This is a genomic window from Microcoleus sp. AT3-A2 (assembly GCF_036705685.1).
GTDB lineage: Bacteria > Cyanobacteriota > Cyanobacteriia > Cyanobacteriales > Microcoleaceae > Microcoleus.
Map to the genome: position 1 here is coordinate 1 of NZ_JAUBVF010000070.1, position 14,620 is coordinate 14,620.

Sequence of the window (14,620 nt, forward strand, 5' to 3'; positions counted from 1 at the left end):
AACAGTCAACAGTCAACAGTCAACAGTCAACAGTCAACAGTCAACAGTCAACAGTCAACAGTCAACAGTCAACAATCACGGACGGTGCAACCGGAATTGATATCAGATGAATCTTTCGGGCTCAGAAACTAAAAATCCCGCTTTCGGAATTGAGCGGGATCGACTTAATCAAAAAAGAGCTGTTGGGGTGGTACTAAGGCTGCGGCTCAAAATTAGTAGCGTTAGCTTGCAGCCAAGTGCTTAGCTGTGAAAGAACTTCGTTTCCCGAAGACTTGCCCAAAGCTGTAGGGTTTGGGGTGTCGGGCCTGTCCAAGTTGCGGGCGATCGCTGCGTTGACTTCTTTGGAAATCAAATCGTGAAGTTGCTCTTTAGCCCTAGCCCTTTGAAAGTGAGCTCCCTCTTCCGTCGTAGCGTACAGAGGTGGCAGCCTATTTAAAGCATAAGCTGCAATATCTCCCACATCCAGACTCAGGTCGCTCGTCGCTTCAATTTCGGCTACCCTAGCGATCGCATCGCTGAGTACCAACTCTTCCATCACGTTGATGAACTGTTTGCGTGGCAGAACCACAACTTCGCCAGTCAACAAAGAACCCATCAGACGATCGAGAGCCATGTACTCTTCGATCGACAATTCCGAAGCCGTATTGCAGATCCGTCCCACCTCAGCTTCCATAGACGGCGTTAAATAGCCATCCTGCAAAGCCTGTTCAACAATTTTTTCAATACTCATATATGCTTCCCACTCAACGGCATCATCAATAAAGTTTTGTGAAGACGCGATTGTTAGCGTCTTGAGATTCGAGTTTTGAGGGTTGAGTTGAGAAATTTTATACAAATCCTAACTCAATACAGATAACCCATAAAGTTATCTGCACACCCCAGCCACAAACTTACCCCATAATTGACTGATAAATCCGTCAAAACCTGTAAAAACTCCTACTCAACTCCCTGAAGCCGCCAAGGTACAGGATCGACGGACTGCCCATGCACGTAAAGTCCCCAGTGCAGGTGAGGACCTGTGGAAGCCCCTGTTGACCCCAGAGCACCAATTACTTGACCTGCTTTCACGACATCGCCTTCCTTGACATCAATCCGGCTGAGGTGCATCAAAATACTTGCTACCCCCTGGCCGTGGTCGAGACCAACGACATTCCCGTGGATTTTGAACCCTTGGGATTCGCGTCCCACTAGAGACACCCGACCTGCCGCTGGTGCGACTACAGGGGAACCGTAAGCACCCGCGTAATCAACGCCGCGGTGGTAGTAGTCTTGAGCAAATACCCCATTATAATAGCGTCGCACCCCGTAAATAGTGGTAATTTCGCCGGAGTTGGGGCGCAACAATTTGCCGTCCCAAAATTTTTCGGGTGTCACCAGTGCTTTAAATGCGTCTACGCGATCGAATTCAGCATCTGTACCTTCCTCGTCTTTCCCAGGCGGAAGCCAGATGGATTGAGTAGGAAAATCTCGATCGCGCACTTGCACGGTCAACTTCTGCACTTGTCCGTCACCTGCGACTTGAAGAAGGCGAGCACCGGGTTTCTCTACCGGCGTCGTCGGCAGCAGGGCCCGAAAGCGGCCGTTGCCCATGGGAAACGCGGGGTAGTTTTTTTGCTGTAGAGAAACTGTTGGAGTTTCCCCGCCGTTACCGTCAACCTGAATCATTACTGACAGCGTATCTCCCAGTTCTGGATTTGTCGGCGTCACAACTACCTGCAAAGCTTGCACGGGCAGCGCAAAACTCAGAAAGCCAGCAACAATTCCCCCGATCGAACTGGCGGTTAGCTTATTTGCTTTCAACTGCCCCCACCGCAAAATCCGACCTGTAATTATTTCCGTACTTAGCCCGCAGTTTTCTCGATTCACAGTCATTACCATCACTAGCTGTCCTTAACCTTTGTCTCGCTGATATATTTTTAATATCTAGACTAACTCTAGCAATCCGCAATAAAAACTCCTGTAGTGCGGGGAGCAAAGCCCGATTCAGCCAGACGCTCACACTACAGTTTCCATTACAAATATAAGAGAGCACAAGTTTCAACAGAAACACTCTTCATCTATAACTGGATGATTATATTTTATCAGTCCTAGGTACTATTACATAACTTTTAACAATTAGTATTAGTTATAGTTCACGCCGCTACAACAGAATTATTTTTAACTCAAGAACAGTGAAATCAATTCTTTCTTTGCGGTTTACTTTTCGAGAATTTTCTTCAAACTCTCTAGTTATTTTAGCCTGTTTTTGGCAAAATAGTATTGATTCCCAATTTTAAAATCTCACCTTTAAAATGGTATGAGATAAAAATTGAGACTTGCTATAATCTGATCACCTAGAATTATAGGGATTCAAAGGTAGCGGTGAAACCATCTAAAGTTAAGCATTCTTCCATAAATTCCTCTACATCATTGACATTCTCAAGCTGATATTCCATAATCCGTTGACCATCGCCTTTCATCTTTTTGGAAGAAAGAGGCGTAGCCGGATATTTATCAGCGATCGTTTTGAAAGCTTTGGAATGGCTCTCCCAGCTTTCAGCAGAACATTTTATGATTAAAAGCCACATGATTAAATTCCTCCTTGGGTTTGGTTTAGTAATAGTCTGACACGAGTAAAACTTAGAGCGATAGTGCCGAAAAATCAAGGGATTCTGTGGTTTGGAAAAAAGCTAAAAGCCGAGCCACTATGTGAGCAACACCACCCTTAACATTAGACTCAACATTCAAAGGCATCACCGGATCATGGAGTGATAAGCGTAACAGAAACCAGCCGGATTCGCTAGCTGATGTGCAGGAAATTCGCAGACCTTCGTAGTTATTGGGAACTATTTTCCAGTCTGCTTGCATTGAGACAAATTGTTGCAGTTGCTCAATAACCCGATCGCCGTGAGCCTTGAAATCATCCACACCCATTTTAATCCGAAACTCGCCACTTTCTTCAGGCTCTTTTAAATTCGCAATTAAATCTGGCAAAGATTGATTTGCTAGCTTTGACTTAGCCAATTCAATCAATAATTTGCTGACCAAATAAGCGCCATCATCCAGAAAATAATTTTCTTTCAAAGCTCCATGTCCAGAGGTTTCAATCGCCAGCCATGATTCCTGTCCGGCTTCATTGAGGCGAATCGACTCGTCAATCACATTTTTGTAGCCGCGTTTAAAGCGATGGTGAATCCCTTTTAAATCTTGTTCGATGAATTGTGTCAAGCCATCGGAGGTGATAGAATCGGTAACAATGGTAGAGCCTGGGTGTTCTTGTAATACGATCGCAGAAATCAAGGCAATTAAGCGATTGCGATTGAGTTCCTTGCCAACTTGATCGACGGCAGCACTGCGATCGACATCGGTATCAAAAATAATCCCAAAATCAGCTTTATGTTCAATTACCGCTTGACAAATTGACTGCATTGCCTGTTTATCTTCGGGATTTGGCACATGATTGGGGAAAGTACCATCTGGTTCTAAAAACTGGCTGCCCGTGGTGTCTGCACCTAAAGGTTTTAAGACTTTATCAACATAAAAACCGCCAGCACCATTGCCCGCATCCACAACAATTTTTAATCCTGTCAGCGGCTTCTCAAAATTATCTGGATGATTGACTGCTTCCCGGATTTTTGTGACAAATTGGTTAGCATAAACAGAGATAAAATCATGCTTTGTAATCTTACCGGGCGAGGCTGCTGGCTGAAAGTTATTGCTTTGAGCTAGTGCTAAGATATCTGTAATATCCTGTTTTTGTAACCCACCTTTGGCGGTGAAAAACTTTAAGCCATTTCGATTAAATGGCAAATGGCTAGCAGTGAGCATAATCGCGCCGTCGCAATCAAAACCAGGGGTAATGGTACTCATAAACATGGCGGGGGTTGATGCCATATCAAAGTCGTACACAGTTGCACCAACTGAGGCGATTCCCTCCATGACTGCTTGCATTAAGGTTGGCCCTGATAGGCGACTGTCACGCCCGATCGCGATCGTTAATTCTGCCGCTGGTTTGTTGACTTTTTGCACCAGCCAACTGACAAATGATTTACCTAAAATTGTCGCAATTTCGGGCGTTAGGTTGACTTTTTCATTGGGAACGCCTTCGAGGGCGATACCGCGAATGTCTGAGCCATTTTGAAGTTTTGTCCAGTTGAAGTTTTGCATAATAATTGATGGTAAGTAAAAAGATCGGAGTCGGCGTTTGAAACCGATCATACAAACTTTGGTCTGCGGCTAGACAGTTCGACTCAGCTTCGCCGAACGTCTTTCGCAGACTAAGAAATAAACAGAGGAGAAATTTGGGATTTGGTATTATTAGTCATTAGGGTGACAGAGTTTTTCAATTCAATCAGCTAATCGGCATTTAAGTTGTATGTGAACGAACAATCCCAGTCTTGTGGGTGGGATTTGAGCAACGCCCAAAATATCCAATTGAAATGTTGAACCGCTTACTGGGAATTTTTGCCCCATCACCGCTAAGCTTAAGCTCTAATTCCTTAGTCGCGTTCAACGCTGTAAATTGCCTGCAAGCGGAACTCACCATGAGCGGGAACTTCCACAATATCTGTAGCTGCATTGGTCGTTTCTACGCAGAGTAAACGCTGATAATCTGCATCATCAAGGTCGGCCATATTTGCAGAAATTGTCACCCAAGGATTCCACACTACGACGGATTTACTACCCGATGATTTAATGCGAATCCGACGATTGAGGGCGCTATCGTCAATGACTAATTCATTGGTGACATCAAGATAAATGCGATCGACTTCACCTGTTACTACCACTGCACCCACTTGAGTTTTTTCGACACCACTATCAGCTTTATCAAGATACTGGCTATTTTCTAAGCCTAAAACCTGCACGCGGTTGATATCACCGACTTGGAAATAAGTATGGAAAGCTTGGGTGAGGGGAAATGCTTTCTCGCCTAGATTGCGGGTGATTAATTCTACAGTGAGGCTAGTGCCGATCGTAATCTCGATCGCCAGTTCAAAGGCTTGGGGCCAAATTGCTCTAGTTTCATCGGTATCCTTGAGCCCTAGAGTGACTTTGGTGGCGCCGTCTGGGGTTGTGGCAGTTTCTAGCACATTCCAGAGGCGATTCCGCACAAACCCATGACTCGGACGCCCCAAGGCTTCGGGATCTGGGCCAAACCAGGGCCAACAGATGGGTATACCGCCTTTGATGGCTTTCCCTTCGGCGTAGTAGGCTTTTTCGCTGACGAACATCAAGTCTGTGGTTTCGGTGGCTGGTTGAAAGGAGAGCACTTGACCGGAATACACAGAAATTAAGGCTTTGGCTTGACCGTTGTCGATGTGAATCATGGGGAAACCACCGTTTCCGGTGGCGAAGGTGAGGTGTCCGGCTATGCCGTAGTCTGTGTTTAATTGGTCAATACTCATCAGAAATATGGGTTTGAAACCCCGTCCTTTTAGGACGGCTTTACATTGGATGGGGGGGGGAGGAATTCTCCCCCGATGAATGCTTGTTACCGCCTTGGATATACTAACGACGTTCGACGTTTTGTATTCGCCTTTAACCCGGACAGTTACGGATCGAGTGCTTTCTACCTGTACGCATAACAAGTGGCGGTAAGCCCGTGTGTGTATATCCCTTCGCCACTGACTATCCGAGAGGTTACAGACTAGGGAGGCATCCAGTAACATCGTTCGGTGTACCACCACCAGATAATTCAGTTTGTCTCAAAGACGCAGGCTAGACACTGTTTTAGTCTCAAATTAAGAAGGTGGTGAGTCTTCCTCTTTCAAGCCCCATGCCTTTAGGCTGGGGTTAGTGACGCTTTTGGCTTGGTGAATTGCTTTACAATTATCCGATATTATGGTTGCTAAATTGGTTAGATTGTTGGGTTGGAGGGGGGAAGGTGCGATCGACACAACAATGCACTCAGAGAAACGGATTGGGAGTGCTAAGTGATCGCGAGGCGATGTGCGATCGAACCCACCGACGCACCTTGCTGAATTATTCGTAATCAAGCCGATCGCCTTTAGTCGCGAGATCGTTGAGGATGGGATGCCCTGATCGCCAGCTTCGGGCCAAACCATGAATCAGCAGCAAGGCCTTACCTGTGCAACCTCGAATTTAGTGCATTTCACCAGCCATTCGGTCTCCAGTTCAGCCGTTAGGTTAAATTCAGTTGAGTAGATCGACTCTATCTTCAGGGTGAGCAGCAAACATCAGTTTGGTACCGCTGGCGGCTAAACGATGAGCGGTGGCTTCACCTAAACCGCTACTTGCTCCAGTAATGATGACAACCTTGTTTTGAATTTCAGACATATTCACTCCTGTTAATTGATTAAATCGGCTCACCTAAAATCGATCGCAAATCCGCTTAATTACCAAGCGCGATCGTATTGAATAGGAGCAGGCACCGATTGACGTAGTTGCTTCGCAGCCCGCATCGGCCAATAAGGATCGCGCAGCAGTTCTCTGGCAAGTAATACCATATCTGCTTGACCTGTACGGATGATGTGGTCAGCCTGGGCGGGTGCAGTAATCATACCAACGGCTCCAGTGGCGATGTTGGCTTCGCGTCGAATGCGATCGGCAAAAATAGTTTGATAACCTGCACCCGTCGGAATCTTTTCACCCGGTACAATTGCGCCTGATGAACAATCGATTAAATCAACCCCCAGTGACTTTAATTTATCGCTGAGTGCAATACTTTGTTCAATGTCCCAACCATTTGGAACCCAATCGGTTGCAGAGATGCGAACCCAAAGCGGTGTTCGATCGGGCAAAACATTTCGCACCGCTTGTACGACTTCACATAAAAACCGGATGCGATGCTCAAAACTGCCACCATAGTCATCTGTGCGTTGATTGCTCAAGGGAGACATAAATTCATGCAGTAGGTAGCCGTGAGCAGCATGAATTTCTATTACGTCAAATCCGGCTTCTAGGGCGCGTTGGGCTGCGCTGACAAAGAGTGTCGTCTGCTTCTGAATGTCTTCGATACTCAGAGCGATCGGGGCGGGGCTATCGGGAGCAAATGGAATGGCGCTAGGGGCGATCGAAGTCCATCCTCCTTGAGATTCCGAAAGCACATCGCCGCCATCCCACGGAGGCGCTGTACTGGCTTTTCGACCTGCATGAGCAAGTTGAATCCCCGCAACCGCACCGTTGCTGTGAATTAACTCGACGATTCGCGCCAGCATTTCAATATGAGCATCTTGCCAGATTCCCAAATCTTGCGGCGAAATTCGTCCTTCAGGCTCGACTGCCGCAGCTTCAGTCATCACCAGCCCTGCCCCTCCTACGGCTCGACTGACGAGATGAACCAAATGCCAATCATTCGCGAATCCATCAACGCTTGAATATTGACACATGGGAGAAACTGCAATGCGATTGCGGAATGTAACCCCACGTTGATCCAATGGCTCAAATAAATGCGACATGGTTGTAAACCCCTGAGTTATAAAATGCACAGATGTCAGGCACAGAATTTATTCACATTGGGAAGTTGACTGACCTCATTGCACCAAGTCCGCAGCTTTGAAGTTCGGGCGATCGTTGCTTCGTACTCTGGGGTCTGCGATAGGTAAGTGAAGACCGGAATGAGGTAGAAATTGGCAATGGTCAGTTCGTGACCGAGCAAATACGGGTGTCCTACAGTTAGGGACTCGATCGCCTCTAGGGCAGTCTTTACAGGTACTACGGCAGCTTTCACCTTGTCCTCGTCAGTTTGATCCCCGTGGCTGCGCACAATCAGACGCTGAATGGCAATTGACAAAGGTTGCGGGTGCATAGAGATGGCTGTCCATAATCCCCATAATCTGACGCCTCCGAGGGCTTTTCACTATACACCTTAAATATCTATAGTGAGTGAGTTTTTGATGACTAAAATCACAGTTTAGGAGCTGGAACCCGAAAGTAACAATAACCCGTTAGAAGGAGATTAATTTCACAGCCGACAGTATCGGGATTCTTAGCTTCCAACGCCGTCAAACCTTCGGCTTTTTTAGATTCTGCCTTCTGCTTTGGGAAGAAACATTTTTTCTACAATATTTTTTCGCAGAAAAACTGTCAATGGTTTTTCTATCAAAGAGTAGAAGATGCAACCGAAAACTACGGCGAATACTGCCAGTAGAGCGGGAGCAACGAAACCGTCGAAATATTTTCCTAAATTTGCATTTTGCAGTATTTTTGTAATTGCTCTAATCACCGGCATGTGGGTCAAATATATCGAGTATGAGGCATCACCCAAGAAAATTAAAAGATAAGGAATTTTCGGGGAATCCTTGAGGTCTATCAAGGTGGCAGCAATGATTAACAGAGTTGCTAGCACTCCAAAAGTAGGGATGCGCCCGATCTCTAGCTTTCCCCATGCGGTGAGCACTTCTAAAATAACATATCCTAAATTTGCTATCCCAAACAATATCCACCTGTACTTACCGATATTATTCTTATATTTAATCACAATATACGCAGCCAAGCAGCCAAAAACAAATTCTAGATTCATCGCTCCAAATATTGTTCTCAGCACAAAAAAATCGTCGGGGAATTCGACAATTTTACGATAATGTAAAATCGTTACCAATAGCCAACCCCAAAAAATAGGCACAGAATGTTTAGATTTCAGCCAGATAGCTATGCTGAACAATAAATAAAAATTTATTTCGTAAATTAAAGTCCCAGCTACATCGACAACGGGCTTGCCCTTTATTAGAGGAATCAAGAGCAGCGACTTAATTACATATCCCAAACTTAAATCTTGAGTGTGAGCAAAATCTGGAATTACTAGAAATAAACACAAAGCAGTCAGAGTAACTATCCAGTATATCGGATAAATTCGCACGGCGCGCTTGACTAAAAAAGATTTTAACTGGTCTTTTTTACCGATCGCCGATCGGTGAACGTACACCATGATAAAACCGCTCAATACATAAAAGTAATCAACACCGCTCCACCCAGCCTGAAATAAATTAAAAAAAGTAACTTGATTTAAATCCCCCGCACTCATAACGGTTACGTGAACCAGAACCACCAATATAGCCGCAATGCCTCGATAAACTTGCAAGAGGTTAAGCTTTTTGTGAGGCGTTGAACTCTGTGTCATGAGAAAATACCTTAGTTAAGGGTAGCCGTTGTGCTTGTTCCCCAACTATAGTCAACCCCCTAAACATAGTCAACACATTAGAGACTATAATATAACTTTATACTTTTTTCATAAAGTTGTGCAAGAAGACTTCCGACTGATCGTGGACTTAGTTCTAGTTCTCGCTGCTGCCGCAGCAGGAGGACTCTTTGCATCGCTGTTGCGACAGCCAGTAATTCTCGGGTATCTCCTGGGAGGGATTGTAGTTGGACCGGCTGGTTTGGGGCTGATTAAAGAATTAATTCAGGTAGACACCCTGGCTGAATTCGGGGTTGCCTTTCTGTTATTTGCCTTGGGAGTAGAATTTTCTTTCGCCGAACTCCAGAAAGTAAAAGCCATTAGTTTGGGCGGGGGGGGCTTGCAAATTGTGCTGACGATCGCCATTACTACTGCAATTTCCTTGGCGGTAGGCTGGGTAGAATCGCCTGCTCAAGGCGTGTTTTTAGGATCGATTCTGTCGCTTTCCTCGACCGCAGTTGTACTCAAGTGCTTGATGGAACGCAATGAATCCGGTACTTCCCACGGTCAAGTCATGCTGGGAATATTAGTAGTTCAAGATTTGGCTTTGGGGCTAATGCTAGCAGTTTTGCCGGCACTCAACCAACCAGCAGAAGAGATCGGCATGACGGTAGCGTGGGCCCTGCTGCGGATCGGGTTATTTGCTATCGGTGCTGTAGTCGCGGGCATTTGGATGGTACCGCAGTTGCTGCGATACCTCGCGCAAACAGAAAGCCGGGAACTGTTTTTGCTGGGAGTTGTGGTTTTGGCTTTAGGCATTGCGCTACTGACAGAATATTTGGGTTTTTCCATCGAGATGGGCGCATTTGTGGCGGGTTTAATGATTTCGGAGGTGGAATATGCCGACCAAACTCTAACTTATGTCGAGCCTTTGCGAGATATTTTTGCATCCTTATTTTTTGTCACCATCGGAATGTTAATTGACCCGATGTTTCTGTGGAACCATCTAGAAGTAATTCTGGGACTGGTATTTATAGTATTTGTCGGCAAATTCTTGATTATAACGCCGATCGTCCGACTATTTGGCTATCCGCTAAAAACAGCATTGATCGCAGGTTTGGGCTTAGCTCAAATAGGAGAATTCTCCTTTGTACTCGCTAGTGCCGGCCAAGCTATGGGGCTGGTTTCGCGGAACGTTTACCTGTTAATTTTAGGAACGACAGCCGTCACCCTCGTGCTAACTCCGTTTGTATTGAGAAGCGTGCCACAGTTATTGAAGTGGGCGGAAAATTTCGGGCCTTTGCAGCGCTATTTCGACGAAACATCTCAACCTGTGGCAATAGCTGAAACTTTGCCGGAACAAAATTATGTTGTGGTTTGTGGCTACGGGCGAGTCGGCAGAATTTTAGTGAAAATGCTGCAAAGCCGCAACTGTTCAGTTGTGGTGATCGACGAGTCAGAAAGTAGTATTCAAGACTGCAGAGAGCAAGGAATTCCTTACATTTACGGGAATGCTGCCAGCTTGCACGTATTGGAAGCCGCGCGGGTGGAACGGGCTAAAGCAATGGCGATCGCCCTTCCCGATCCTATGAGCACTCGCTTGTGCCTGAAGCGGGCTTTAGAATTAGTCCCGGATTTGGATATTGTGGTGCAGGCCAACCAAGATAAAGACATCGAACTGCTTTACCAACTGGGGGCCTGGGAAGTTGTGCAGCCGGAGTTTGAGGCCAGTTTAGAACTGTCTTCCCACTTGCTGGCTGGCATGGGGCTCTCCGCAATGACGATCGCGCGGGATGTGCAGCAAATTCGTAGCAGCCGCTATCTGGAATTGCGGCCAGCGCGCGAACCTTTGGCGGTTTCGCGGGATTTGAAAGTGGCGGTTCGAGATATGAACAGCGAGTGGTACAGCTTGCCGTCGGGTTCTCCCATCGCCAGCATGACTCTGGAAGAAACTAACTTGCGGCAGTTGACAGGGGTCAGCGTAATGGCGATCGTCCGCCAGAATGGCGAGGAAATTGATTATCCCAACGGGAAGACAGCTTTGCAGCCGGGCGATCGACTTTTTGTAGTCGGAGAACCCGAAGAACTTATCAGTTTTGAGTTGTTGGCGAAAGGGGAAGTTGCAGTCCCGCAGGGCGACAGTTCTTGCCAGTGGCTGAGGCTGCCACCAAAGAGCCCTTGGGCGGGCAAAAAACTGTCAGAGGTAGATGTGCTTACCCAGTACGGGGTGCAGGTGCGGGCGATCCGCCGGGAAGGGAAATTTACTCGCTGGCCCGACGGAAGTAGCAATTTGCAAGAAGGCGATCGTTTGCTGCTGTGTGGTGGCTTCTACGAGCTCGGCTTGATGCAGCGGACGGCCTCACCGCCGGTGCCACAACCTGCTTTAAAACTGCCTTTGGTCAAGGCCCAAGTCAGTGAAAAGCTGTTTAGCGATTAGGGAGGGAAGAGGGAAGAAGGAAGAAGGAAGAAGGAAGAAAGGGAAGAGGGAAGAGGGAAGAAGGAAGAAGGAAGAGGGAAGAAGGAAGAAGGAAGAGGGAAGAAGGAAGAAGGAAGAAGGAAGAGGGAAGAAGGAAGAAGGAAGAAGGAAGAAGGAAGAAGGAAGAGGGAAGAAGGAAGAGGGAAGAAGGAAGAAGGAAGAGGGAAGAGGGAAGAAGGAAGAAAGGGAAGAGGGAAGAAAGGGAAGAGGGAAGATTTTTCCCCTCCCCCCCCTCTCCCCCCCCTCTCCCCCTCTCCCACTCTCCCCCTCTCCTCAGCCGTTGGGTTTGAGATAAGCAATTGCTGGCCGCGAGATCAGAATTTGTGTTTCTGACGGATCGAGGAGGCAAATGCAGCTATGATCCTGCCAAAAAATTCGGCCAGCTACTAAGTCGCCGGTCAGGAGTTTGATTTCCACCTGTTGTTTGTCTTTGATGTAGCTTTGTATTAAGCGAACGCTGGGCAATCCGGTTTCAAATTCAGACATAGTTCAGAAAAATATAGTCAAATATTACCTTAAACCATATTCTTCTGTTTATACCGTTTAACCCTTACTGCCGCAACTACAAGCGCGTCTCCCCGATGAGGGATAAACCAGTTGGCGGCTAGTTTTCGACCGATATTTATTGAGCCATTGACATCAGCATTAATTAGAGATTACTGTGGAGTTACAAATATTATATTTGTTTATATTTCACTAGAAAGGACTAGAAATTGCATAAAGTTTTATAATACTGGGAAATGGGTAATTTGGTCATCAAATTATCTAATCAGTTTTAACCAAAAGAGGTTTGTTTTTATGCCGATCGAGTTTGCGAAGTATCACGGACTGGGAAATGATTTTATTCTGATTGACAATCGCCACTCGTCAGAACCAGTGATCACGCCAGAACAAGCTGTGGATTTGTGCGATCGACATTTCGGGATTGGCGCAGACGGTGTGATATTTGCTCTTCCGGGTGAAAACGACACTGACTATACGATGCGGATTTTTAACTCCGATGGTTCGGAACCGGAAATGTGTGGCAACGGGATTCGCTGTTTGGCTAAGTTTATCGCCGATTTGGAAGGGTCAGAGGCGAAAACTCAGTACCGCATCCACACTCTGGCTGGTGTGATTAGCCCGGAATTGCGATCGGACGGTCAGGTGAAGGTGGATATGGGGGTTCCCCGGCTGCTGGCGGCGGAAATTCCGACAACTTTAACTGCATCGGATGCCAAAGTTATTGATGTGCCGATCGAAGTTGCTGATAAATCTTGGTCTGTTACCTGCGTCAGCATGGGCAATCCTCACTGCATTACTTTTGTAGAGGATGTTTCGGCTGTTGCTTTAGAAAGTGTCGGGCCTCAATTCGAGAACAACCAAGCCTTCCCGCAGCGTACCAATACGGAATTTATTCAAGTGATCCGTTCGGACTACGTAAAAATGCGGGTGTGGGAAAGAGGTGCGGGTGTTACTCTAGCTTGTGGGACTGGTGCTTGTGCTGCTGTGGTAGCTGGAGTGTTGGTAGGGAAGTGCGATCGGGCAACTGCTGTTGAGCTCCCCGGCGGCGTTTTGGAAATCGAATGGGCAGAAGTTTCAGGGCGAATTTACATGACCGGGCCGGCACAGCGAGTATTTACTGGTTCTATGAGTGATTAGTCATTAGTCATTAGTTATTAGTCATCAGTCATTAGTCAGAAGGGATTTTTTATTAAATTAACAAACAATAAAAATTATTGACTTCAAAATTTTTATTGAATTCTGACCAATGACTTCTGCCTTCACAAATCATTGGCTGCGGACTGAAGACTGAAGACTAATAACTAAGCCTAAAATCTAAAATCTAAGATCTAAAATCTAAAATCTAAAATTAAGTAGGTGGGCTTGCATGGCTGGAGGTATTTATCTGATTCAGGACGACGACAGGCTGGTAGAAATGATGGAACAGCCCTACGACTCGGAAGACCAGTTACAAGATTTGCTAGTAACTTATCCTAATTTGATCGCGGGAGATCAAATCGATCGGGCGACGGCGCGGAGGTGGCTGTTAATTTCGCGGGAAGCTGCACCCAGCGATGAGGAAACAGCGGTGCAGTGGTCGCTGGATCATTTGTTTCTCGACCAAAATGCAGTTCCTACTTTGGTGGATGTCAGGCGAACTCCTAATGCCGAACTGCGGCAAAAAGTGTTGGGTCAGTCGATCGACTATGCTGCTAATGCGTTGGTTTACTGGCCGATAGATTCAATTATTGCTCTGTTTGAAGCTAATTGTCGCGATCGGGGTCGCGATCCTGAACAGATTTTTGAAGAGTTTCTCGGTGCGGATGCTAATGAAGACCTATTTTGGCAGAAGGTTAAAACTAATTTGCAAGCGGGTAAAGTTCGCTTAGTGTTTGTAGCTGACGAGATTTCTGCTGAAATGCGCCGAGTTGTGGAATTTCTCAACGAACAAATGGACCCGGTTGAAGTTTTGGCCCTGGAAATTAAGCAGTATGTAAGTGAAGACGGTTTGAAAACGCTGGTTCCCAGAGTGATCGGTCAGACAGCGGAAGCACAGCAGAAAAAATCCAGCGCAACACGCGAAAGAAGGCGCTGGGATGAATCTTCATTTTTTGCGGAAATCAAAGCTAGACGAGGCGCAGACGAGGCGCAAATGGCAAAAGCTATTTACCTTTGGGCCAAAAGTCAAGAACCCGAAGTTCAAATCCAGTGGGGAACGGGGGACGCCTACGGCGGTTTCGCGGCTCAATTGCCTCAAAAGGGAAGAAAACCCTATCAGTTATTCACTGTAAATATTACTGGCCGAATGGAGATTTCTGCTCATAATTACGGTTCCCAGCCGCCGTTTAATGCTGAACACAATTGGCTGGAATTGAGAAGTAAGCTGAGTGCGATCGGTCTGTCGCTACCTATAGAACCGGGTGAGAGAAGGTCGCCGAGTCTGGCTTTGTTTACTTTGCAAGACGAATCTGCCCTCAAGCAAGTTATGGAAACTTTTGATTGGGTGATTGAGCAAATTCAAACGTTATAGTCAGTGGTCAGTGGTCATTAGTCAGTAGTCATTAGTCAGTAGTCCTTGGTGTTAATAATTGGTTACGATCGCCAAC

Annotated in this window: 15 protein-coding genes; 4 read left to right on the forward strand and 11 right to left on the reverse strand. The window is 46.4% G+C overall.

Annotated elements, in window-relative coordinates:
- Positions 1–193: 193 nt before the first annotated feature.
- The 10 genes from QUB37_RS25430 to QUB37_RS25475 all read right to left on the reverse strand — a co-directional run bounded on the left by QUB37_RS25430 (position 194) and on the right by QUB37_RS25475 (position 9,058).
- Positions 194–730, reverse strand: a complete 537-nt coding sequence (locus QUB37_RS25430; protein WP_006631395.1) for a late competence development ComFB family protein — start codon at positions 728–730, stop codon at positions 194–196.
- Positions 731–936: 206 nt separating this feature from the next.
- Positions 937–1,878, reverse strand: a complete 942-nt coding sequence (locus tag QUB37_RS25435) for a M23 family metallopeptidase (protein WP_333167445.1) — start codon at positions 1,876–1,878, stop codon at positions 937–939.
- A gap of 461 nt (positions 1,879–2,339) precedes the next feature.
- Entirely contained in the window at positions 2,340–2,567 is a 228-nt protein-coding gene (locus tag QUB37_RS25440; protein WP_333167447.1) for a hypothetical protein, read from the reverse strand.
- Between the two features lie 52 nt (positions 2,568–2,619).
- Complete coding sequence (locus QUB37_RS25445) at positions 2,620–4,146, reverse strand: phosphomannomutase/phosphoglucomutase (protein WP_333167449.1); 1,527 nt, start codon at positions 4,144–4,146, stop codon at positions 2,620–2,622.
- Positions 4,147–4,478: 332 nt separating this feature from the next.
- Complete coding sequence (locus tag QUB37_RS25450; RefSeq protein WP_333167451.1) at positions 4,479–5,384, reverse strand: D-hexose-6-phosphate mutarotase; 906 nt, start codon at positions 5,382–5,384, stop codon at positions 4,479–4,481.
- Positions 5,385–5,720: 336 nt separating this feature from the next.
- Complete coding sequence (locus tag QUB37_RS25455) at positions 5,721–6,044, reverse strand: hypothetical protein (RefSeq protein WP_333167453.1); 324 nt, start codon at positions 6,042–6,044, stop codon at positions 5,721–5,723.
- An 88-nt stretch (positions 6,045–6,132) separates the two neighbouring features.
- Entirely contained in the window at positions 6,133–6,276 is a 144-nt protein-coding gene (locus QUB37_RS25460; protein ID WP_333167455.1) for an SDR family NAD(P)-dependent oxidoreductase, read from the reverse strand.
- Positions 6,277–6,335: 59 nt separating this feature from the next.
- Entirely contained in the window at positions 6,336–7,397 is a 1,062-nt protein-coding gene (locus tag QUB37_RS25465) for an NADH:flavin oxidoreductase/NADH oxidase (protein WP_333167457.1), read from the reverse strand.
- Between the two features lie 35 nt (positions 7,398–7,432).
- On the reverse strand, positions 7,433–7,747 hold the full coding sequence (locus QUB37_RS25470; protein ID WP_333167459.1) for a glutathione S-transferase domain-containing protein: 315 nt from the start codon (positions 7,745–7,747) through the stop codon (positions 7,433–7,435).
- A 213-nt stretch (positions 7,748–7,960) separates the two neighbouring features.
- Positions 7,961–9,058 (reverse strand): acyltransferase, encoded by a 1,098-nt coding sequence (locus QUB37_RS25475; protein WP_333167462.1) that lies wholly within the window; start codon positions 9,056–9,058, stop codon positions 7,961–7,963.
- Between the two features lie 118 nt (positions 9,059–9,176).
- Between QUB37_RS25475 and QUB37_RS25480 the strand changes: the two genes are divergently transcribed.
- Positions 9,177–11,492 carry a cation:proton antiporter domain-containing protein gene (locus QUB37_RS25480; protein WP_333167463.1) on the forward strand — a complete coding sequence of 772 codons (2,316 nt, stop codon included), beginning with the start codon at positions 9,177–9,179 and terminating at the stop codon, positions 11,490–11,492.
- Complete coding sequence (locus tag QUB37_RS25485; protein ID WP_333167465.1) at positions 11,470–11,826, forward strand: hypothetical protein; 357 nt, start codon at positions 11,470–11,472, stop codon at positions 11,824–11,826. Before QUB37_RS25480 ends, QUB37_RS25485 begins: the two co-directional genes overlap by 23 nt.
- Here QUB37_RS25485 and QUB37_RS25490 read toward each other — a convergent pair.
- Complete coding sequence (locus QUB37_RS25490; protein WP_333167467.1) at positions 11,805–12,017, reverse strand: Hfq-related RNA-binding protein; 213 nt, start codon at positions 12,015–12,017, stop codon at positions 11,805–11,807. The two genes, QUB37_RS25485 and QUB37_RS25490, sit on opposite strands and share 22 nt — an antisense overlap.
- 312 nt (positions 12,018–12,329) lie before the next feature.
- On the opposite strand from QUB37_RS25490, the gene dapF reads away from it, so the two are divergent.
- Positions 12,330–13,172 carry a diaminopimelate epimerase gene (gene dapF, locus QUB37_RS25495; protein WP_333167469.1) on the forward strand — a complete coding sequence of 281 codons (843 nt, stop codon included), beginning with the start codon at positions 12,330–12,332 and terminating at the stop codon, positions 13,170–13,172.
- A gap of 229 nt (positions 13,173–13,401) precedes the next feature.
- On the forward strand, positions 13,402–14,544 hold the full coding sequence (locus QUB37_RS25500) for a hypothetical protein (protein WP_333167471.1): 1,143 nt from the start codon (positions 13,402–13,404) through the stop codon (positions 14,542–14,544).
- Positions 14,545–14,620 lie beyond the last annotated feature (76 nt).